This is a genomic window from Cellulomonas sp. P1_G12_2, assembly GCF_056405535.1.
Map to the genome: position 1 here is coordinate 178592 of NZ_JBFUBX010000005.1, position 19921 is coordinate 198512.

The following is a 19921-nucleotide window of genomic DNA, read 5'->3' on the forward strand; positions in this document are numbered from 1 at the left end:
ATGGCGGACCGGCGCCTTGCTGCACGGATGCAGCTCGTCGAGGTCGAGGACGCCCCGACCGCGACGAGTCCGTCGAGCGCGCCGGACAACCACGTGCCCGCGGTGCCGGCGCCCCAGACCCGTGACACGACCGCCCGGGTGGTGCGTCGCTGGTGGCCCCTCGCGGTGCTCGTCGTCCTCGGGCTGGTGGTGTCCGCCCTGGTCGTGTCCGCGAGGGACCGGGCGTTCGTCGCGCGGATCGCCGCGGTCCCCGGCCTCGTGCGACCCCTCGACTCGGCACCGGTCCCGCTGTGGGAGACCGCCGGCTCGTCGCTGCCGGGCACCGTCCTCGCGGCCGACGGCGCCCTGGTGGTCCTCGCGGCGGGAACCGACGAGTGGACGGTCACGGCGCACGACCCGGTGTCGGGCGCCGCGCGCTGGACCACCGCGGTGGCGCCGGCGTCACGCTCCGGCTTCGAGTCGTCGGCCGCGACGTGCCCGGCCCTGCGCGACGACGTGGGGTCGCTCATCCTCTGTCTCGTCCTGCAGCCGCGCGTCCTGTACTCCGACGACGCCTCCATCCAGGAGCCGCCGCGCATCGCGGTCGTCCCGCTGTCCGCGCGGGACGGCGAGCGGCTCGGCGCGTGGGACCTGCGCGGCACGATCGTGGGGGTCGACCGGGTCGAGGACGACCTCGTGGTCGGCACCCTGGACGCGGACAGCCATCTGGTGGTCGAGCGGCGCGACGGCCGCACGGGCGACCTGGTGTGGTCGATGGTCACCCCGGACGTCATGGAGCAGCAGGCCACCGTCATCTCGGCGTCGATGCGCGTGCTGCCACCGGTCGTCGTGCTCGAGGGCGGGTCCACGATCGTCCTCGACGTCGACGACGGTCGCACGATCATGACCCGCGCGCGGTACAGCGGTCTCCAGGTCGCCGCGCTCGGCGAGCGGTTCGCCACCTGGGCGCCCGTGGGCGGGGGGCGCGTGCACGACGTCGACGGCTCGCCGCTGTACGCCCTCGAGGGGCTGCCCGCCGCGCTGTCGGCCGACGACGGCTCGCAGGCAGGGACGCTGCTCGTCGACGAGGGCCCGGAGGTGTCCGCACTGGACATCACCACGGGCGAGGAGCAGTGGCGCACCCGGTCCGTCCTGGATCCCCGGGTGCTCGTGTCGGACCGTCTCGTCGTGTCGGGCGCGAGCACATACGGGGTGCTCGACGTGACCGACGGAACCGTCCTGTGGGACGTCGACACCGGGGCGCTGCTGCCCTGGAACCCGTTGTCGGACGGCACCCTGGTCCTCGGTCCAGGAGAGTCGCCCGACGGCGGGCAGGAGCTCTGGGGTCGGGGGCTTGACGACGGGGTCCGGTACTGGTCGGTCCCGCTGCCCCAGGGCGTGCGGCGCGTCGACGCCGTCGGTGGCCACCTGGTCGTCCGCACCGAGAACACCGTCATCGTCTACGGCTGACAGCCATGGTCACGGGCGGCCTGCGGCCTCCGATGCAGCGTGTGGGTCTCGACGACGACGCGCAGGCGGACGATCGCGTCCCGTCGGGTCCGCAGCGGTTGCGGGCGGCCTCGGTTCGGCTGGCGACGTGGGCCGCGGGTCGACCGGCCCTGGCCGTCGTCGCCTTCGTGGCCGCGACGGCTGTCCTGGTCACGCTCGTGGTCGCCACGCCCCGGTGGGTCAACGACCGCGAGCGAGCCGCTGTGCTGGGACCGGCGCCATTCGCGGAGGCCGTGCGCGTGCTCGGCGCTGCTCCGCAGGTGCGCTGGTCGGCCGCAGTCGACGGGTCGGTCGCACCGGTCCTGGCAGGAGACGTCGTCGTAGCGGTCTCGGGCACGCCGTCGACCGAGCGTGGTCTGGTCGGTCTCGACGTCGTCTCCGGTGCCCGTCGCTGGTCGGTCGCGCTCGCGGCGGTGCCCGACCCCGAACGCGTGCTCTGCCGACCGCTCGACGCGCTGCTCGCGTGCGTCGTGGGCCCCGTCCCGCCGTCGGACCGCGGGCCGGACCCGGTGGACGAGACGTCCACCCTGCTGCTCCTCGACCCGGCGACGGGCGCCGTGCTCGCGCGCAACGAGGTCCCCGGCTGGGCCGTGGCGACGGCGCAGACCGAGTCGGACCTCGTGGTGGCCACGTACGCGAGGGGGATGCTCACGGTGCGGCGGGTCGACCCCTCCTCCGGTGCGGCGCGCTGGGAGACGCAGCGGTGGTCCACGTTCCAGTCCGCGGGCAACGGGCGCGTGGCGCTCGTCGCGGCCGCAGGGCTCGTGATGGCTGCCGGGAACGACGTGACCCTGCTGCTCGACGCTGCGACGGGGGAGCGCCTCCCGAGGACCGCGCGGCTGCTCGAGGACGGCACGCTCGTGCGCACCCGGTACCGGCTGCCGGCCGCCGGGGTCGACGCGGTGTCCGAGCTGTCGACCGGGCGGGGAGAGCCGTGGCTGACGGTCCGCGGGGTGCTCGTCGAACCCGGCGTGAGCGACGGGAGCTCCGGCCTCGTGTTCGCCGCGAGCGGGCTGTCCGGAGGTCCGCTCGGAGGTCGCGTGCGGGCGTACCGGCTGGGCACGCCGGAGGCCGTCTGGCGTGCGCTGATGCCGGCGCCGGTCGTCGCCGTCGACGTGGGCGGGCGCGTGGTGCTGCGCGGCGCGGGCGTGCTGGTGGGGCTGGAGGCGGCGACCGGCGAGCAGCTGTGGCGCCGGGACTTCGGCACCTCCCTCGGGCGTACTTTCACGGACGGCCGGCACGTCGTGGTGGAGCACGACGTCGTCGACGGGGTCCCGTCGCTGACCGCCGTCTCGCTCGACGACGGCGGGACGGCGTGGCGCGTGCCGCTGCCTCCCGGGGCGTCGCGGGCGGTGCGACTGGGTCCGCACCTGTACGCGCTCGGCGACGAGGTCCTCGTGGCGCTGCGGTGAGACGGCGGTGGACGGAGTTGCGGAACGTCGGGCCCTGGGGGGTACGGTGAGTTCGTGCTCGCAGTCACCCTCCTTCTTCGCTGCCGCGACGAGGCCCTCTAGGCCGCATCCTCGTCGCGGTGTCGTGTGTGCCGGCTGACTCCCCGCCGAACCGCCCGAAGGACGAGAAGACCATGACCTACCTGGAGACGAGCGCACAGCAGCCGTCGTCGATGCCGGTGCACAAGTACCGCCCGTTCCACGAGCAGATCCGCGTGGACCTGTCGGACCGGACATGGCCCGACAAGCACGTGACCAAGGCGCCGCGCTGGTGCGCGGTCGACCTGCGGGACGGCAACCAGGCGCTGATCGAGCCGATGAACCCCGCCCGCAAGCTCGAGATGTTCGAGCTGCTGGTGCAGATGGGCTTCAAGGAGATCGAGGTGGGCTTCCCGTCCGCCTCGCAGACCGACTTCGACTTCGTGCGGATGCTCATCGAGGAGAACCGCATCCCCGACGACGTGGTCATCCAGGTGCTGACGCAGGCGCGCGAGCACCTCATCGAGCGGACGTACGAGGCCATCGCCGGCGCCAACCAGGCGATCGTGCACCTGTACAACTCGACGTCGACCCTGCAGCGGGAGGTCGTCTTCCGCACGGACGAGGACGGCATCGTCGACATCGCGGTCTCGGGCGCCCGGTTCTGCAAGAAGTACGAGGAGCTCGTCCCCGACACCGACGTGTTCTACGAGTACTCCCCGGAGTCGTACACGGGCACCGAGCTGGAGTTCGCGCTGCGGATCTGCAACGCGGTGCTCGAGGTCCTGGAGCCGACGCCGGACCGCAAGGTGATCATCAACCTGCCGGCCACCGTCGAGATGGCGACCCCCAACGTCTACGCCGACTCGATCGAGTGGATGAGCCGCAACCTGCGCTACCGCGAGAGCGTCGTCCTGTCGCTGCACCCGCACAACGACCGCGGCACCGCCGTCGCCGCCGCGGAGCTGGGCTACCTGGCCGGTGCGGACCGCATCGAGGGCTGCCTGTTCGGCAACGGCGAGCGCACCGGCAACGTCTGCCTGGTGACCCTCGGCATGAACCTGTTCAGCCAGGGCGTCGACCCGGAGCTGGACTTCTCCGACATCGACCACATCCGGCGCACGGTCGAGCGCTGCAACCAGCTGCCGGTCAACGAGCGGCACCCGTACGGCGGCGACCTCGTGTTCACCGCCTTCTCGGGCTCGCACCAGGACGCGATCAAGAAGGGCCTGGGTGCGCTGGAGATCTCCGCGGAGCGCCAGGGCAAGACCGTCGACGACGTCGTCTGGGCCGTCCCGTACCTGCCGATCGACCCGAAGGACGTGGGCCGGTCGTACGAGGCGATCATCCGCGTGAACTCCCAGTCCGGGAAGGGCGGCATCAGCTACCTGATGAAGTCCGAGAAGGACCTGGACCTGCCTCGCCGGCTGCAGATCGAGTTCTCGCAGGTGGTGCAGCGGCACACCGACCAGCACGGCACCGAGGTCACGGCCGACGAGCTGTGGCACATCTTCAACGACGAGTACCTGCCGGTCGAGCCGGGCAGCCCGTTCGCGCCCTGGGGTCGGTTCTCGCTGCGCGGCACGCGGGGGACCAGCGTCGAGGACGGTCCGGACACCCTGGAGGTCGACCTCGTCGACCGCGGCGTGCCCCGCACGCTGCAGGGGTCCGGCAACGGGCCGGTCGCGGCGTTCGTGGCGGCGGTGAAGACCCTCGGGGTCGACGTCGCGGTCCTCGACTACGCCGAGCACGCCCTCTCGTCCGGCGGCGACGCCACCGCGGCGGCCTACGTCGAGTGCGCGATCGGTGACGAGATCCTGTGGGGCGTCGGCATCGACCCGTCGATCACGACCGCCTCGCTGAAGGCGATCATCTCGGCCGTCAACCGGCACGAGCGCTGACCGCACCCACCCAGAGCCACCGTCCGCGCGGTCGATCCCGCTGGACGGTGTGCCCGGGGAGGGGCGCGCTCGGCAACCCCGACGAGCGCCCCTCCCCGGGTCAGCAGTGCTCCGACACGTGCTCCGGTGACCCCGGGGCAGTCAGCTCCCGGTCGCGCAGGATCGTCATGACCGGCCGGTCCGGGTCCGCGCAGACGTCGGCGAGCGTGCCGGTGTACTCGACGTCGATCACCTGGTCGCCGTACAGCGCGGTGTAGGCGGCGCACTCGTCGTACTCGTGGCACTCCTCGGCGATCGCGAAGTCGAACCCGATCGCTGCCACCTCGCCGGGGGTGAGGTCCGGGGTGTTCTTCTGCCCTACCGCCAGGCCGAGCGCGTGGGCCGCCTCCGTGACCTCCGTGGCGACCGCCAGCGTGTCGGCTCGGTCGAGCTGCCCGCCGGATCGGGTCCACGAGTCGAGGTTGTCCAGCTCGACGGCGTCGAACCCGGCGTCGTCGCACCGTTGCAGCACCGCCGTGACCCGGCCGGTGAGCGCGTCCCGCCGGGCGGTGTCGAGCAGGTACTCGTCGGGCCATGCGGGGTCGCGCCCCAGCAGGAGGTCGGGGTCGACGGACTCGCCCGGCTGGGTCTGGAACGCGTTGACGTAGCAGACCGAGTACACGCCGGGCTCCGGGGTCGCCGTCGAGTCGCGCACGACGACGGTGACGTCCTGCGCCGGTGCGTACGGGTCCCCGAGCTGGTAGTCGGCGACACCGACCGGGAGGGGCTCGACGACGGCGGACGTGCACGCGCCCAGAGCGAGGGCGGTCATCACCAGGGCCGTCGGTCGTCGTCGCACGCCCGATGGTCGCACCCGCGGTGCGTGTCCAGGGCCGCGGTGTGGGTGGCACAGGGGACAATGAAGCGGTGAGCCTCTACCGCGACGAGGCGATCGTCCTGCGCACCCACAAGCTGGGGGAGGCCGACCGCATCGTGACCCTCCTGACCCGGTCGCACGGCAAGGTGCGTGCGGTCGGCAAGGGTGTGCGCCGCACGTCGTCGCGGTTCGGCTCCCGCCTGGAGCCGTTCATGTACGTCGACCTCCAGCTGAGCACGGGCCGCAACCTCGACATCGTCACGCAGGCCGAGACGCTGGGTGCGTTCGGGCGCCGGATCTGCGAGGACTACACGCTCTACACCGCCGGCACCGTCATGCTCGAGACCGCGGACAAGCTGGTCGAGGCCGAGCACGAGCCGTCCCTGCAGCAGTACTGGCTGCTGGTCGGCGCCGTGAAGGCGTTGGCCGCCCGCGACCACGCACCCGGCCTGGTGCTCGACTCCTACCTGCTGCGCGCGCTCGCGGTGGCCGGCTGGGCGCCCAGCTTCACCGACTGCGCCCGCTGCGGCGAGCCGGGTCCGCACTCGGCCTTCGCGGTCGCCTCGGGCGGCGCCGTCTGCCGGGCGTGCCGGCCACCCGGTGCGGCCGCGCCGGCCCCTGAGACGTTCGAGCTCCTGGCGTCGTTGCTCGCGGGAGACTGGGGTGTCGCCGACGCCAGCGCCGAGCGGCACCGCGGCGAGGGCAACGGCCTGGTCGCCGCGTTCTGCCAGTTCCACCTCGAGCGCCAGCTGCGCTCGCTGCCGATGGTCGAGAGGGTCTGAATGCCGGTCCCACCCCCGCCGCACCCCAGCGGCGAACGCGCCCCCGTGATCCCGAAGGAGTTCGTGCCCCGGCACGTGGCGGTCGTCATGGACGGCAACGGCCGGTGGGCCAACGCGCGCGGGCTGCCGCGCACCGCCGGGCATGCTGCGGGCGAGGCGTCTCTGCTCGACGTCGTCGCCGGTGCCATCGAGGTGGGCGTCGAGTACGTCTCGGCCTACGCGTTCTCCACCGAGAACTGGTCGAGGTCGCCCGACGAGGTGCGCTTCCTCATGGGGTTCAACCGGGACGTGCTCCGGCGCCGGCGGGACCTCATGAACTCCTGGGGGGTCCGGGTCCGCTGGGCGGGTCGCCGGCCGAAGCTGTGGCGGTCGGTGATCAACGAGCTCGAGACGGCCGAGGAGCTCACCCGGAACAACTCCACGGTGACCCTGACGATGTGCGTGAACTACGGCGGTCGCGCGGAGATCGCCGACGCCGCGCAGGCGATCGCGCGGGAGGTCGCAGCCGGTCGCGTGAAGCCGGACAAGGTAAACGAGAAACTGTTCGCTCGGTACCTCGACGAGCCCGACCTGCCGGACGTCGACCTGTTCCTGCGGTCCTCCGGCGAGCAGCGGACCTCGAACTTCATGATCTGGCAGGCGGCCTACGCGGAGCTGGTCTTCCTCGACGAGCCGTGGCCGGACGTGGACCGGCGGCACCTGTGGCGGGCGGTCGAGACGTACGCGCGGCGGGACCGGCGGTACGGCGGAGCCGTGGACCGGCCGGGTCAGACCTCGGCCTGAACGCGCACCGCCGCGCTCGACCGGGCGCGTCGCCGCAGCAGCCAGCCGACCACGAGGGCCACCAGGACGACGACGCCGGCGAGAGCCCACGGCGAGCGCGCGAACAGGGCGACGGCTGCCCAGAGCGCCCCGAAGCCGATGGTCGCCCAGATCACCGCCCACGCGATCGCACCCGGGATCGACGCGAGCGTGAAGCGCAGGTAGGGCATCTTGACCAGCCCGGCGGCGGCGATGATCGCGGTCTGCAGCCCGACAGTCAGGTACGCGAGCGTGACCGCGATCGGTCCCCAGCGTCGCACCAGGTCGAGCCCGCGCTGTGCGCCGGGGGTCCCGGACCACACCTCGAGCCGCTTGACGGAGGCGTGCCACCAGCTGGGCGCGCCCTCGTGCTCGTCCACCGCCCGCGCTCCGCGCACGACGCCCCGACCGGCCCAGTAGGTGGCGTGCGAGCGGGCCATGACGATGACGAACAGCCCCGCGATCGCGACACCGAGCGGCACGGTGCCGAGGTGATAGGCGTCCCGGGGATCCACCTCTCGATCCTACGGGGCCGGTGAGGGGCGTCTCGTCGCGTCGCTGTCGCGCACGTCGTCCACCAGCAGGACGTCGTCGACCATGTCCGGGTGGGGGTCGCGCGGCGGAGCAGGCCGGCGCAGGAGCGGCTGGAGCGTGGCGGTGACGGCGTAGACCAGGATCGCGAGCACGACGATCGTGGCGCCCGGCGGGATGTCCTGCCAGTAGGTGAGGACCAGGCCCGCGATGCTGACCACGACGCCGATCACGCTGGCCAGCATCATGGTGCGGCCGAACGACCGGGCGAACAGCTGCGCGATCGCCACCGGCACGATCATCAGCGCGCTGACCAGCAGGAGGCCGACCACGCGCATCGCGATGGTGACGGTGAGCGCGGCGATGGTGGCGACGAGCATCGAGAGCAGCCGCACGGGCAGTCCGCTGGCGCGGGCGAACTCCTCGTCGTGGCTCACGGCGAACAGGGCCGTGCGCAGGCCGACGCCGACGGCGAGCACGAGGACCGCCAGCGCGACGGTCCACCACAGGTCGGCACTGGACACGGTCGAGATCGACCCGAACAGGTAGCTGATGAGGTTGGCGTTGGTCCCGCCGGCCAGCTTGATGAGCAGGACGCCGCCGGCGATCCCGCCGTAGAACATCAGCGCGAGCGCCAGGTCCCCGCTCGTCCGGCCGCGCTCGCGCACCAGCTCGATGACGATCGAGCCGACGACCGCGGCGACGACCGCGCCGGGCAGCGCGAGCGTGTCCTGCGGCACCAGGCCCGCCCAGCTGCCGACCAGCCAGCCGAGCGCCACGCCGGTGAGCGCGACGTGCCCGATGCCGTCGCCCATGAGGGCCATCCGGCGCTGCACGAGGAACGTGCCGACGATCGGCGCGGCCGCGCCGACGAGGATCGCGGCGAGGAGCGCCCGCTGCATGAGCGGCGAGCTGAGCAGCTCGACCACCTGGTCCCACGCGGTCACGGGTTCACCTCCACGGACAGCGACGGACCGGAGCGCGGCGGCTCGGGGTCGGGGTGGGCGTGCGTGTGGTCGTGGTGCTCGCCCGCGTGCTCGCCGCGTGCGGCCGGCGGGGCGCCGTCGTGGGCGACCCGGCCGTGCCGGAGCACGACCGCGCGGTCGATCAGCGGTGCGAACGGGCCGAGCTCGTGCAGGATCACCACCACCGTGGTGCCCGCGTCGTGCAGGCGGCTGACCGTGTCCACGAACGTCGCCTGCGTGGGGATGTCGATGCCCGACGTCGGCTCGTCGAGCACCAGCAGGTCCGGGTTGCGGACGAGGGCGCGGGCGATGAGGACGCGCTGCTGCTGGCCGCCGGACATCTCCTGCACGCGCTGGAAGGCCCGGTCGCCCAGGCCGACGTCGGCCAGTGCGGCGAGGGCGCGTCGCCGGTGCCCGCGCGGGGGTCGCAGCGTGCGACCGTGCAGCAGGCCGGAGGACACGACCTCGTAGGCCGTCGCCGGGACGCCGGCGGCGGCGGGCAGCCGCTGCGGCACGTACCCGATGCGGTCCCACGGCGCCGACGGACCCAGGGGTGCGCCGAACAGCCGGACCTCCCCGGAGGTGCGGGGGACCACCCCGAGCAGGGTGCGCACGAGGGTGGACTTGCCGGAGCCGTTGGCGCCGAGCAGCGCGAGGACCTCGCCCGCCGGGACGGCCAGGTCGATGCCGTCGAGGATCGGCTGGCCACCGAGCGTCACGCCGAGGCCGGTCGCCTCGATCACGGGTGTGCTCACGAGCAGGACAATGCCATGCGCAGCGCCTCGAGGTTCGCGGTGGCGATCGAGAAGTAGTCGGCGTCGGGGTCGGCGAGGCCCTCGACGGGGTCGAGCACGGCGGTCGAGATGCCGAGGTCGTCGGCGAGCGTCTCGGCGACCTTGGGGCTGACCAGCGCCTCGAAGAAGATGGTGCTCACGTCCTCGTCGCGCACGATCGTCTCGACGGCCGCCAGTCGGGCGGGCGACGGCTCCGCCTCCGGATCGATGCCGGAGATGCCGACCTGCTCCAGGTCGTACCGGTCAGCCAGGTAGCCGAACGCCTCGTGCGAGGTGACGAACGTGCGGACGTCGCACCGCTGGAGACCGGTCGCATAGGCGGCGTCGAGGTCCTCGAACCGCTGGCTGAGCGCCGCCGCGTTGGCGGCGTACGTGTCGGCGCCGTCGGGGTCGATCTCGGTGAGCGTCGCAGCGACGTCCTCGACCACGGACGGCATCCGGCTGGGGTCGAGCCAGAAGTGGGGGTCGAGATCGCCGTGCTCATGCTCCTCGTGCTCCTCCGCGCTCTCGTCCTCGTGCTCGGCGGGAAGCAGCGTCGTGTCCGACGCGGCGTCGACCACGTGCCCGGGCGAGGTCTGCGCGATCGCGTCGTCGACCGCCTCCTGGAAGCCCGAGAGGTAGACCACCAGGTCGGCGCGATCGATGCGCGACACCTGGGCGGGGGAGAGCTCGACGTCGTGCGGCTCGGCGCCAGGCGGGGTCAGCGACCGCACGGTCACGCGGTCGCCGCCCACCTGCTCGGCGACGAACTGCAGCGGGTAGAACGACGCCATGACGTCGACGGTCCCGTCGTCGGCCCCCGAGGAGCTCGCGCAGCCGGTGAGCACCAGCGGCAGAGCGGCCAGCGGTGCGAGGAGGGCAAGACGACGAGACGTGATGGACATGACGATCATTCTCAGTTGGCCGAGAACCGTTGTCAAAACGGGCTCCGCCGCCGACGGGTAACCTGGGCTGCTCGTGCTCACACCGCGGCCCTCACGGTCGCGGTCCACCCGCCCGCGACACCCAGCCGCGGGCGCCACCACCCTGGAGTGATCGATCGTGGCTGCACCCTCTCGCCTGGACTCCGTCGTCTCCCTTGCCAAGCGGCGCGGGTTCGTCTTCCCGAGCGGCGAGATCTACGGCGGTACCCGGTCGGCGTGGGACTACGGACCGCTCGGCGTGGAGCTCAAGGAGAACATCAAGCGCCAGTGGTGGCGCACGATGGTGACCGGTCGCGACGACATCGTCGGCCTCGACTCCTCGGTCATCCTGCCGCGTCAGGTCTGGGTGGCCTCCGGCCACGTGGGCGTCTTCACCGACCCGCTCACCGAGTGCCTCTCGTGCCACAAGCGCTTCCGCGAGGACCACATGCTCGAGGAGTTCGAGGAGAAGAAGGGCCGCGTCCCCGAGCACGGCCTGGCGGACATCGCCTGCCCGAACTGCGGCACGCGTGGCCAGTGGACCGAGCCCCGCGACTTCAACATGATGCTCAAGACCTACCTCGGCCCTGTCGAGGACGAGTCCGGCCTGCACTACCTGCGGCCCGAGACCGCGCAGGGCATCTTCGTGAACTTCGCCAACGTGAGCACCACGTCGCGCAAGAAGCCGCCGTTCGGCATCGGCCAGATCGGCAAGTCCTTCCGCAACGAGATCACCCCCGGCAACTTCATCTTCCGCACGCGCGAGTTCGAGCAGATGGAGATGGAGTTCTTCGTCGAGCCCGGCACCGACGAGACGTGGCACCAGTACTGGATCGACCAGCGCACCGACTGGTACACCGACCTGGGCATCGCGCGCGAGAACCTGCGGCACTACGAGCACCCGCAGGAGAAGCTGTCGCACTACTCCAAGCGGACCGTCGACATCGAGTACCGGTTCGGGTTCCAGGGCAGCGAGTGGGGCGAGCTCGAGGGCATCGCCAACCGCACGGACTTCGACCTGAAGACGCACACCGAGCACTCCGGCCAGGACCTGTCGGTGTTCGACCAGGCCAAGAACGAGCGCTACGTGCCGTACGTCATCGAGCCGGCCGCCGGACTGACGCGCTCGCTCATGGCGTTTCTGGTCGAGTCCTACTACGAGGACGAGGCGCCCAACACCAAGGGCGGCGTCGACACCCGCACGGTGCTCAAGCTCGACCCGCGCCTCGCGCCGGTCAAGGCCGCCGTGCTGCCGCTGTCCCGCAACGAGTCGCTGTCGCCCAAGGCCCGGGACCTGTCCGCCGAGCTCCGAAAGAACTGGAACGTCGACTTCGACGATGCCGGCGCCATCGGCCGCCGTTACCGCCGCCAGGACGAGATCGGCACCCCGTTCTGCATCACGGTCGACTTCGACACGCTCGACGACCAGGCCGTCACCATCCGGCACCGCGACGACATGACGCAGGAGCGGGTGGCCCTGGACAAGGTCACCGGCTACCTGGCGCAGCACCTCGTCGGCGCCTGACGCACGCTGCAGAGGGCCCCTCGGACCGAGGGGCCCTCTGTCGTGTCAGCCGTCGGTACGGCCACCGATCGACTCGATCGCCGCACGCAGCGCCGTGCCGCCGTCGGGCTGCTCCGCGTAGCACTCCGTGAGAGTCCCGCTGCAGCCGGCGTTGAGGAACGGAGTTCCGTCCGCGCCGACAATCACCGGGAACGCGACGCCTTGCACCCACGCGCCCTCTTCGTCGACCGGACCGACGACGCCGTCGGTCGTGCTGCTGAACGGTGCGATCTGGAGTGCGTAGAGCAGCCGGCCGTCCTGCGTCGGTGCACGGAACGTGGGGACCTCGATGTACTCGAGCGCGTCGTACCTGACCAGGCCCGAGGGAAAGTAGATGACGACGCGCGGGTCGACGATCCCTCGCGGCACCGCCCCGGACAGGACGGTCGGGTTGTCCATGTCGTTGAACCGGTACGTCGTGTCGAGCGTTGACGGATACGTCTTGCCCGCGTAATCGGCGGCGTGGTCGTCGCTGCGCCAGACCAGCGAGGTCCGGCCGAATGTCGGCGCGTCGGCCGCGACCCCGTTGTCGCGTACCACGAGGCCGATGCCGGTGTCCGCGCTCGGGTTGGTGGGGTTGGCTGCGACCTGGTCGCGGTCGAGCACGTCGAGGTCGAACACCAGGCCCGTGTCCCACCACGACCGTCCGTCCGCGTCGACCTGCCGGCCGAGCTCGCTGGTGGCCATGAGTCCAGCGGGCAGCTCGACGACACGGGCGTCCCCGAGGCTCGCCAGCGGCTGCGGTCGCGGTGCGAGGAGTGCCTGCCCACCGAGGACGGCACCGGCGGCCAGGACCGTCACGCCGACGGCAGCGACGACGGCGGTGGCGGACCGCCGGCGTCGGTACAGGTGACCCGCGGAGATCGCGGACGCGGGGTCGAGCGACATCGCCGGCATCGCGACGTCCGCACGGCCGCGCAGGGATCGGACCAGGTCCTCGTCGGACAGGGTGGCGCTCATCGGGCGCTCCTCTCGGTGGTCAGCGCGGTGCGCAGGGTGGCGAGCCCGCGGGACGCGGTGGACTTGACGGTGCCGACGCTGACGCCGAGCTCGGCGGCCACCTCAGCCTCAGGGAGCCCGACGAAGTGCCGCAGGACGACGATCCGGCGCTGGCGGGGTGACAGGAGGGCGAGCGCGCGGACCAGCTGGTCGCGGTCGTCGGAGGGGCCGTGGGTGGCGATCGATCCGGTCTCGGGCAGGTGCTCCGGCGCGGACAGGACCTCGCGGCGGCGTCGTCGCCAGGTGTCGATGCGCAGGTTCACCAGCGTCCGGCGGGCGTAGGCCAGCGGGTCGTCCCGGCGGGCGCGGGACCAGGCGGCGTAGGTGCGGACCAGTGCGTGCTGGACGAGCTCCTCGGCGCGGTGCGCGTCGCCGACCAGCAGCCACGCGGTGCGCAGCAGGTCGGCCGAGTGCGCCTGCATGAACGCGGTGAACTCGGCGTCCGTGTCCTCCGCGGGTCGCATCTGTCCGGTGAGGACGTGCGCCGACTCCTCGCCGACGGCGTCGTCGGGCGGTGCGGGGCGCAGCGGCGCGGGCGGCATGGGGCTCACACCGTAGAAGACGCAGCAGGCCCGTGGAAGGTTGAGTGCGCGGCTGGGTGACAATGGAGCCATGACCCTGACGACTCCTGCGGTTCCGGCGCGCCCCGGCGCCGTGCTGCCGCCGCTGCGCATCGGGCCGCTGACCGTCGACACCCCGGTCGTCCTGGCACCCATGGCGGGCGTCACCAACGCCGCGTTCCGCCGCCTGTGCCGCGAGTCCGGCGCCGGCCTGTACGTCGCCGAGATGGTCACGTCCCGCGCCCTGGTGGAGCGCGGCGAGGAGTCGATGCGGATCATCTCCCACGAGCCCGACGAGCGTCCGCGCTCGGTGCAGGTGTACGGCGTGGACCCCGCGACGGTCGGTGCCGCCGTCCGGCTGATCGCGAGCGAGGACCGCGCCGACCATGTCGACCTGAACTTCGGCTGCCCGGTGCCCAAGGTGACGCGCCGCGGCGGGGGAGCGGTGCTGCCCTGGAAGCGGGACCTGTTCCGCGCGATCATCGCGGCCGCGGTCGACGCCGCCGCGCCCTACGGCGTCCCCGTCACGGTCAAGATGCGCAAGGGCATCGACGACGACCACCTGACCTACCTCGAGGCCGGTCTGGTCGCGCAGGAGGTCGGTGTCGCGGCGGTCGCGCTGCACGCCCGCACCGCCGCCGACTACTACTCCGGCACGGCCGACTGGGACGCGATCGCCCTGCTCAAGCAGACGGTCACCGACATCCCCGTGCTGGGCAACGGGGACATCTGGTCGGCCGAGGACGCCCTCGAGATGGTCGCGCAGACCGGGTGCGACGGCGTCGTCGTCGGCCGCGGGTGCCAGGGCCGTCCGTGGCTGTTCGCGGACCTCGCCGCCGCGTTCGCGGGTTCGGACGCGCGCATCCGGCCGGGGCTCGGCTACGTCGCGACGATCGTCCGCCGGCACGCGGAGCTGATGGTCGAGCACTTCGGCGACGAGGGCAAGGCGCTGCGCGAGATGCGCAAGCACATGGCCTGGTACTTCAAGGGCTACATCGTCGGCGGGGAGACCCGGGCCGCGCTCGGCCTGGTGTCGACGATGGCGGAGCTCGACGAGCGCCTGGCGCGCCTGGACCTCGACCAGGGCTACCCGGGTGCCGGTGCCGAGGGGCAGCGCGGCCGCGCCGGGTCGCCCAAGCGTCCGCTGCTGCCGTACGGCTGGCTGGACTCGCGGGAGCTCTCGGAGGAGTTCGCGAAGGCCCTGCACGAGGCCGAGCTGAGCGTCTCCGGCGGCTGACGGTCGTCAGACGCGGCGGACGGTCACCGTGCGCGCGAGACGGTCGACGGCCGTGATCGTGGCGTCCGGGGCGCCCAGGGCGCGGGTGGTCACCGCGATCGCACCCGCGGCCGACGCGCGCGCAAGGGCGCCCTCGACCGGCAGCCCGTCCAGCACGCCGCTGAGCAGCCCCGCGAGGAAGGCGTCGCCGGCTCCGTTGGTGTCGACCACCTCGGCCACCGGCGCGGCCGGCACCTCGATCCAGCCTGCGGCGTCCAGCGCGAGCGCGCCCGCCGCGCCGTCGCTGCAGACCGCCAGGCGGCACCCGCGCGCGACCGCGTCCGACAGGTAGGCGCGGGGGTCGGGCAGCCGCGCGGCACTCACCAGCAGCACGTCCGCGGCCGCGACGAACTCCCGCGGGTAGTCGCCCACGCCGTCGTCGTCGTGCACGTCGCACCAGACGGGGACGCCGACGGCGCGCGCGGCCGCGAGCAGCGGGCGGCTGTGGTCGGCCAGGTCGAGCACGGCCGCATCGAGCCCGTCGAGGGAGGGGACAGACCCCGGCACGGGCGCCGGCAGCTCGAGGTAGAGCGAGACGCGTGAGCCGTCGTCGGCCATGAGGTTCACGTGCCGCTCGGTCCGCTCGACGGGCTGCACGACCAGCGACAGCCGGGGCTGCGCGAGCGCCTCGCGGACCAGACCGCCCTCTCGGTCGTCGCCGAGCGCGGTCCGCAGGGTGACGTCGACACCCAGCGCCGCGAGCGTGAGCGCCTTGCCGGCCGACGTGCCGCCGAGCCCGTCGTGGTGGCCGCTCGCGAAGAGCGTCTGCGACCGCGGTTCCGGGAGCGACGGGAGCCGGACGAGGGTGTTCCAGGACGCGGGGCCGTTGACCAGGACGCGAGGCACGCCGCCCACCCTAGGGGCGTTAGGGTGTGCCGACCTGCAAGTTGCTGCAACGAGTTGCGGCCCGCACCCGGTGGTGACGATGACGCACCTGCCCGCCCGCGCGACCGCCCTGCTCGGCGCCCTGCTGCTCCTGGCCGGGTGCAGCGGGCCGCCGGAGCCCGCAGCGGAAAGGACGCGCGACGTCGGCGTCCAGCTGTTCCAGTGGACCTGGGACGCCATCGCGACCGAGTGCACCGACAGCCTCGGCCCGGCCGGCTACGGGTGGGTGCTCACCAGCCCGCCGCAGGAGCACATCGTCGGCGAGGAGTGGTGGACCGCCTACCAGCCCGTGAGCTACCGGGTGGAGTCGCGTCTCGGCACCCGCGAGGAGTACACCGCCATGGTGGAGACCTGCCACGACGCCGGCGTGGACGTGTGGGCCGACGCGGTGGTCAACCACATGACCGGGCAGGAGACGCCCGGCACGGGCTGGGCGGGATCGTCGTACACGCACTACGACTACCCCGGCCTCTACACCGACGCCGACTTCCACCACTGCGGCCTGACCGCCAACGACGACATCGCCGTCTACCAGGACGCCACCCAGGTGCAGACCTGCGAGCTGGTCAACCTGGCCGACCTCGCCACGGAGACCGACCACGTGCGGTCGGCGGTCACCGCGTACCTGCAGGACCTGCTCTCGCTCGGCGTCGACGGCTTCCGCATCGACGCCGCGAAGCACATGCCGGCGCAGGACGTCGCCGCGATCGTCGCGGCGCTGCCCGAGGGGACGGGCATCGCCCAGGAGGTCATCCGCGGCAGCGGTGAGCCGATCACGCCCGAGCAGTACCTGGCCAACGGCTCGGTCTACGAGTTCGCGTGGGGCAAGGACGTGCAGGGCGTGCTGGCGAGCTCGCCCGGGCGGGCCCTCGACCTGGGCACCGCGTCCGGGTACGTGCCGTCCGACGACGCGGTGATCTTCGTGGACAACCACGACACCGAGCGCAACGGCTCGACGCTCAGCTACGCCGACGCCGAGGACTACGCGCTGGCCAACGTGCTCATGCTCGCCGGCACGTACGGCACGCCCGCGGTCTACACCGGGTACGCGTTCTCGGACCGTGACGCCGGACCTGCGCAGGATGCCGAGGGCGCGGTGCTCGACGCGTCGTGCGGCCCCGCTCCGGGTCCCGGCGCCGAGCTCGCGGACGGCGACTGGGTGTGCCAGCACCGCTGGCCCGCGATCGCCGGCATGGTCGGGTGGCGCTCCGTCGTCGGAGACTCACCCCGGGTCGACGTCTGGTCCGAGGGCCACGCCGTGGCGTTCGGCCGCGGTGAGCTCGGGTTCGTCGTCGTCAACTCCGGGGACGACGAGCTGCGCGCCGAGCTGCCGACGAGCCTGCCGGACGGCGACTACTGCGACGTCCTGGCGGCAGGGGACTGTGCCTCGTCGTCGGTGCAGGACGGCAGCCTCACCGTGAACGTCCCGCCGCGGACCGCGCAGGCGTGGGACGTGAGCTCCCGGCCCTGAGACGCAGAACGGCCCCGCCGGAGCGGGGCCGTCCCGGGCTGATCAGACCGCGAAGCGCGCCCAGACGGTCGCGTCGGACGGGACGAGCACGGTGCCGTCCCCGTCCACCGCATGGTCGACCGACGCCAGCAGCACGTCCGCGCCCGCGGGCAGGACGACGGGCTCGGTGCCGAGGTTGGCGACGACCAGCACGTCCCGGTTGACGAACGCGATCACGTCGTCGCCGAGGCCGTGCAGCCACTCCATGCCCCCGGAGCCGAGGCCCGACTCCCGGCGCAGCTGGAGCGCCGAGCGGTAGGTCTCGTACGTCGACCCGGGGACGCCGCGCTGGGCGTCGAGCGCGTACGACGCCCACTCCGCAGGCTGCGGGAGCCAGGTGACGCCGGTCGGGGAGAACCCGAAGCCGTCGGCGTCCGACGCCCACGGCAGCGGCACGCGACAGCCGTCGCGGCCGCGCTCGGCGCCGCCGGTCCGGAAGAACGCCGGGTCCTGGCGCAGGTCGTCGTCGAGCGAGGTGTGGTCCGGCAGGCCGAGCTCCTCGCCCTGGTACAGATACGCCGAGCCGGGCAGCCCGAGCATGAGCAGCGAGGCCGCGCGGGCCCGGCGCAGGCCGAGGGTGTGGTCGGGCTGCTCGTCGCCGTGCCCGATGCCGTTGGGGCGCGAGCCCGGCTCGGCCAGTCCGAGGCGCGACGCGTGGCGGACGACGTCGTGGTTGGACAGGACCCAGGTCGTCGGCGCGCCGACCGCGTCGGACGCGCGGTACGAGGCCTCGACGACCGTGCGCAGCGCCGGGGCGTCCCAGTGCGTGGCCAGGAACGCGAAGTTGAAGGCCTGCTGCATCTCGTCGGGCCGCACGTAGCGGGTCAGCCGGGACAGCGGCTCCACCCAGGCCTCGGCGACGAGCGCGCGGTCGCCGGGGTACTCGGCGAGCACCTTGTTCCAGGCGCGGTAGATGTCGTGCACGCCGTCCTGGTCGAACATCGGGCCCTGGTTGCCGGAGCCCGACACCGCCTCCGTGTCGTCAGACCCTTCGATCATCGACACGTGGCCGTCCCAGTCGGGCAGCCCGGGGGCCTTGACCATGCCGTGCGCGACGTCGATACGGAAGCCGTCCACCCCGCGGTCGAGCCAGAACCGCAGCACGTCCTCGAACTCGGAGCGGACCTCGGGGTGCCCCCAGTCGAGGTCCGGCTGCCGCGAGTCGAACAGGTGCAGGTACCACTCGCCGGGGGTGCCGTCGGGGTCGGTGGTCCGCGTCCAGGCCGGTCCGCCGAAGATCGACTGCCAGTTGTTGGGCGGCTCGGACCCGTCCACGCCCCGTCCGTCGCGGAACAGGTACCGGGCGCGCTCCGGGGAGCCCGGTCCGGCGGCGAGCGCGGCCTGGAACCACACGTGCTCGTCGGAGGTGTGGTTGGGCACCAGGTCGACGATCACGCGCAGGCCGAGGCGGTGCGCGCGCTCGAGCATGGCGTCGAAGTCGTCGAGCGTGCCGAACAGCGGGTCCACGTCGCGGTAGTCGGCGACGTCGTAGCCGGCGTCAGCCTGCGGGGACCGGTAGAACGGCGACAGCCAGACGGCGTCCACCCCGAGCTCGGCGAGGTGGTCCAGGCGCGAGGTGATACCGGGCAGGTCGCCGATGCCGTCGCCGGACGCGTCCGCGAACGAGCGCGGGTAGACCTGGTAGATCACGGCATCCCGCCACCACTCGCCGTCGGGCGATCCGGCGGTGTGCACCAGGGTGCGCAGGGGTCGGGTGTCGATCGTCGTCATGCGGGCATGCCTCACTTCGGGGTGTTCACAGGGGGAGGCGCCGTTGCCGATCAGAGGATCTGATCAGACTACGGCGGGAGCCTCAGCGGTCACAGCGACCGAGGTCAGGGTGGTTGATGAGCCAGTGGTTGAAGAGCCGGTGGGTGCGGCTCCGGTGGAGCCGCGGACGATGAGTTCGGGGTGGAACTTGAGCTCGGTGCGGGAGGCGGGGGTGCCGGTGATCTCGGCGACCAGGGCGGCGACGGCGGCGTGGCCCATGGCCAGGACGGGCTGGCGCACGGTGGTCAGGGGTGGGTCGGTGAACGCGATCAGGGGGGAGTCGTCGAAGCCGACGACGGACAGGTCGCCGGGCACGGTCAGTCCGCGGGAGCGGGCTCCGCGGATGGCGCCCAGGGCCATGAGGTCGGAGCCGCAGATGATGGCGGTGTGGCCGGAGTCGATGAGCTCCAGGGCGGCGGCTTGACCGCCCTCCACCGTGAACAGCGTGGTGACGACGTGGGGGTCGGGGTTGGTGATGCCCAGGTGGCGCTGCAGGTTCGCGGCGAACTCCACCCGTTTGCGGGCGGCCGGCACGAACCGCTCCGGGCCGATGGCCAGGCCGATCGAGCGGTGGCCGAGCGACACGAGGTGGCGGAAGGCGAGGTCGAGCGCCGCGGAGTCGTCGGTCGACACCGACGGTGCGTCGACGCCCTCGGCATGCCCGTTGACCAGCACGATCGGCATGCCGCTGCTGCGTAGCCGGTGGTAGCGCTCCTTGCTCGTGGAGGTGTCGGCGTGCAGGCCGGAGACGAACACGATGCCGTCGACGTTGTGCTCCAGGAGCATCTCGACGTACTGGTCCTCGGTGGTGCCGCCGGGGGACTGGGTGCACAGCAGGGGGGTGTAGCCGCGTTCGGTGAGCATGGTCTCGATGACCTGGGCGAAGGCGGGGAAGACGGGGTTGGAC

At 72.6% G+C, this 19921-nt stretch carries 18 protein-coding genes; 8 read left to right on the forward strand and 10 right to left on the reverse strand.

Features of this window, described 5'->3' with window-relative positions:
• From AC1DXT_RS16740 to leuA, 3 genes are all read left to right on the forward strand, one after another.
• On the forward strand, positions 1 to 1449 hold the full coding sequence (locus AC1DXT_RS16740) for an outer membrane protein assembly factor BamB family protein (protein ID WP_477062433.1): 1449 nt from the start codon (positions 1 to 3) through the stop codon (positions 1447 to 1449).
• Between the two features lie 41 nt (positions 1450 to 1490).
• Positions 1491 to 2900: an outer membrane protein assembly factor BamB family protein gene (locus AC1DXT_RS16745; protein ID WP_477062434.1), complete on the forward strand. Its 1410-nt coding sequence runs from the start codon at positions 1491 to 1493 to the stop codon at positions 2898 to 2900.
• 173 nt (positions 2901 to 3073) lie between these two features.
• Positions 3074 to 4819: a 2-isopropylmalate synthase gene (gene leuA, locus AC1DXT_RS16750; RefSeq protein WP_477062435.1), complete on the forward strand. Its 1746-nt coding sequence runs from the start codon at positions 3074 to 3076 to the stop codon at positions 4817 to 4819.
• Between the two features lie 100 nt (positions 4820 to 4919).
• On the opposite strand, the gene AC1DXT_RS16755 is transcribed toward leuA, so the two are convergent.
• On the reverse strand, positions 4920 to 5657 hold the full coding sequence (locus tag AC1DXT_RS16755) for an endo alpha-1,4 polygalactosaminidase (RefSeq protein WP_477062436.1): 738 nt from the start codon (positions 5655 to 5657) through the stop codon (positions 4920 to 4922).
• A gap of 68 nt (positions 5658 to 5725) precedes the next feature.
• Between AC1DXT_RS16755 and recO the strand changes: the two genes are divergently transcribed.
• Both recO and AC1DXT_RS16765 read left to right on the forward strand, forming a co-directional pair.
• Positions 5726 to 6457, forward strand: a complete 732-nt coding sequence (recO, locus tag AC1DXT_RS16760; RefSeq protein WP_056090250.1) for a DNA repair protein RecO — start codon at positions 5726 to 5728, stop codon at positions 6455 to 6457.
• Positions 6458 to 7240 (forward strand): isoprenyl transferase, encoded by a 783-nt coding sequence (locus AC1DXT_RS16765; RefSeq protein WP_477062437.1) that lies wholly within the window; start codon positions 6458 to 6460, stop codon positions 7238 to 7240.
• Here the strand turns inward: AC1DXT_RS16765 and AC1DXT_RS16770 are convergent.
• From AC1DXT_RS16770 to AC1DXT_RS16785, 4 genes are read right to left on the reverse strand one after another with little or no spacing between them, the layout of a single operon-like run.
• A complete protein-coding gene (locus AC1DXT_RS16770) occupies positions 7225 to 7773 on the reverse strand; it encodes a DedA family protein (protein WP_477062438.1) in 549 nt (182 codons plus the stop codon). The genes AC1DXT_RS16765 and AC1DXT_RS16770 overlap by 16 nt on opposite strands.
• A gap of 9 nt (positions 7774 to 7782) precedes the next feature.
• Positions 7783 to 8691 (reverse strand): metal ABC transporter permease, encoded by a 909-nt coding sequence (locus tag AC1DXT_RS16775; protein ID WP_477062452.1) that lies wholly within the window; start codon positions 8689 to 8691, stop codon positions 7783 to 7785.
• 41 nt (positions 8692 to 8732) lie between these two features.
• Complete coding sequence (locus AC1DXT_RS16780) at positions 8733 to 9509, reverse strand: metal ABC transporter ATP-binding protein (RefSeq protein ID WP_477062439.1); 777 nt, start codon at positions 9507 to 9509, stop codon at positions 8733 to 8735.
• Positions 9506 to 10432, reverse strand: coding sequence for a metal ABC transporter substrate-binding protein (locus AC1DXT_RS16785; RefSeq protein WP_477062440.1), 927 nt, complete (start codon positions 10430 to 10432; stop codon positions 9506 to 9508). Before AC1DXT_RS16785 ends, AC1DXT_RS16780 begins: the two co-directional genes overlap by 4 nt.
• Before the next feature lie 157 nt (positions 10433 to 10589).
• Here AC1DXT_RS16785 and AC1DXT_RS16790 point away from each other — a divergent pair, with 157 nt between their 5' ends.
• Positions 10590 to 11975 carry a glycine--tRNA ligase gene (locus AC1DXT_RS16790; protein ID WP_477062441.1) on the forward strand — a complete coding sequence of 462 codons (1386 nt, stop codon included), beginning with the start codon at positions 10590 to 10592 and terminating at the stop codon, positions 11973 to 11975.
• Positions 11976 to 12020: 45 nt separating this feature from the next.
• Here AC1DXT_RS16790 and AC1DXT_RS16795 read toward each other — a convergent pair whose 3' ends face one another.
• Positions 12021 to 12974 (reverse strand): hypothetical protein, encoded by a 954-nt coding sequence (locus tag AC1DXT_RS16795; RefSeq protein ID WP_477062442.1) that lies wholly within the window; start codon positions 12972 to 12974, stop codon positions 12021 to 12023.
• Positions 12971 to 13555 (reverse strand): SigE family RNA polymerase sigma factor, encoded by a 585-nt coding sequence (locus AC1DXT_RS16800; protein WP_477062443.1) that lies wholly within the window; start codon positions 13553 to 13555, stop codon positions 12971 to 12973. Before AC1DXT_RS16800 ends, AC1DXT_RS16795 begins: the two co-directional genes overlap by 4 nt.
• A gap of 70 nt (positions 13556 to 13625) precedes the next feature.
• On the opposite strand from AC1DXT_RS16800, the gene dusB reads away from it, so the two are divergent.
• Complete coding sequence (gene dusB, locus AC1DXT_RS16805; RefSeq protein ID WP_477062444.1) at positions 13626 to 14810, forward strand: tRNA dihydrouridine synthase DusB; 1185 nt, start codon at positions 13626 to 13628, stop codon at positions 14808 to 14810.
• Between the two features lie 6 nt (positions 14811 to 14816).
• Here dusB and AC1DXT_RS16810 read toward each other — a convergent pair whose 3' ends face one another.
• Positions 14817 to 15695, reverse strand: coding sequence for a carbohydrate kinase family protein (locus AC1DXT_RS16810; protein ID WP_477062445.1), 879 nt, complete (start codon positions 15693 to 15695; stop codon positions 14817 to 14819).
• Between the two features lie 79 nt (positions 15696 to 15774).
• Here AC1DXT_RS16810 and AC1DXT_RS16815 point away from each other — a divergent pair, with 79 nt between their 5' ends.
• Positions 15775 to 17205, forward strand: a complete 1431-nt coding sequence (locus AC1DXT_RS16815) for an alpha-amylase (protein ID WP_477062446.1) — start codon at positions 15775 to 15777, stop codon at positions 17203 to 17205.
• 42 nt (positions 17206 to 17247) lie between these two features.
• Here AC1DXT_RS16815 and AC1DXT_RS16820 read toward each other — a convergent pair whose 3' ends face one another.
• Together AC1DXT_RS16820 and AC1DXT_RS16825 are read right to left on the reverse strand one after the other, a co-directional pair.
• A complete protein-coding gene (locus AC1DXT_RS16820; RefSeq protein ID WP_477062447.1) occupies positions 17248 to 18975 on the reverse strand; it encodes a glycoside hydrolase family 13 protein in 1728 nt (575 codons plus the stop codon).
• 63 nt (positions 18976 to 19038) lie between these two features.
• Positions 19039 to 19921: substrate-binding domain-containing protein (locus tag AC1DXT_RS16825; RefSeq protein ID WP_477062448.1), on the reverse strand; the 883-nt coding region annotated here is incomplete at its 5' end.

Bases quoted from the DNA above. Each gene is read 5' to 3' on its own strand.
- AC1DXT_RS16740 (WP_477062433.1), top strand. From the start codon at position 1: ATGGCGGACCGGCGCCTTGCTGCACGGATGCAGCTCGTCGAGGTCGAG.
- leuA (WP_477062435.1), top strand. From the start codon at position 3,074: ATGACCTACCTGGAGACGAGCGCACAGCAGCCGTCGTCGATGCCGGTG.
- AC1DXT_RS16765 (WP_477062437.1), top strand. From the start codon at position 6,458: ATGCCGGTCCCACCCCCGCCGCACCCCAGCGGCGAACGCGCCCCCGTG.
- AC1DXT_RS16775 (WP_477062452.1), bottom strand. From the start codon at position 8,691: ATGCAGCGGGCGCTCCTCGCCGCGATCCTCGTCGGCGCGGCCGCGCCG.
- AC1DXT_RS16785 (WP_477062440.1), bottom strand. From the start codon at position 10,432: ATGTCCATCACGTCTCGTCGTCTTGCCCTCCTCGCACCGCTGGCCGCT.
- AC1DXT_RS16795 (WP_477062442.1), bottom strand. From the start codon at position 12,974: ATGAGCGCCACCCTGTCCGACGAGGACCTGGTCCGATCCCTGCGCGGC.
- AC1DXT_RS16800 (WP_477062443.1), bottom strand. From the start codon at position 13,555: ATGCCGCCCGCGCCGCTGCGCCCCGCACCGCCCGACGACGCCGTCGGC.
- dusB (WP_477062444.1), top strand. From the start codon at position 13,626: ATGACCCTGACGACTCCTGCGGTTCCGGCGCGCCCCGGCGCCGTGCTG.
- AC1DXT_RS16815 (WP_477062446.1), top strand. From the start codon at position 15,775: ATGACGCACCTGCCCGCCCGCGCGACCGCCCTGCTCGGCGCCCTGCTG.
- AC1DXT_RS16820 (WP_477062447.1), bottom strand. From the start codon at position 18,975: ATGACGACGATCGACACCCGACCCCTGCGCACCCTGGTGCACACCGCC.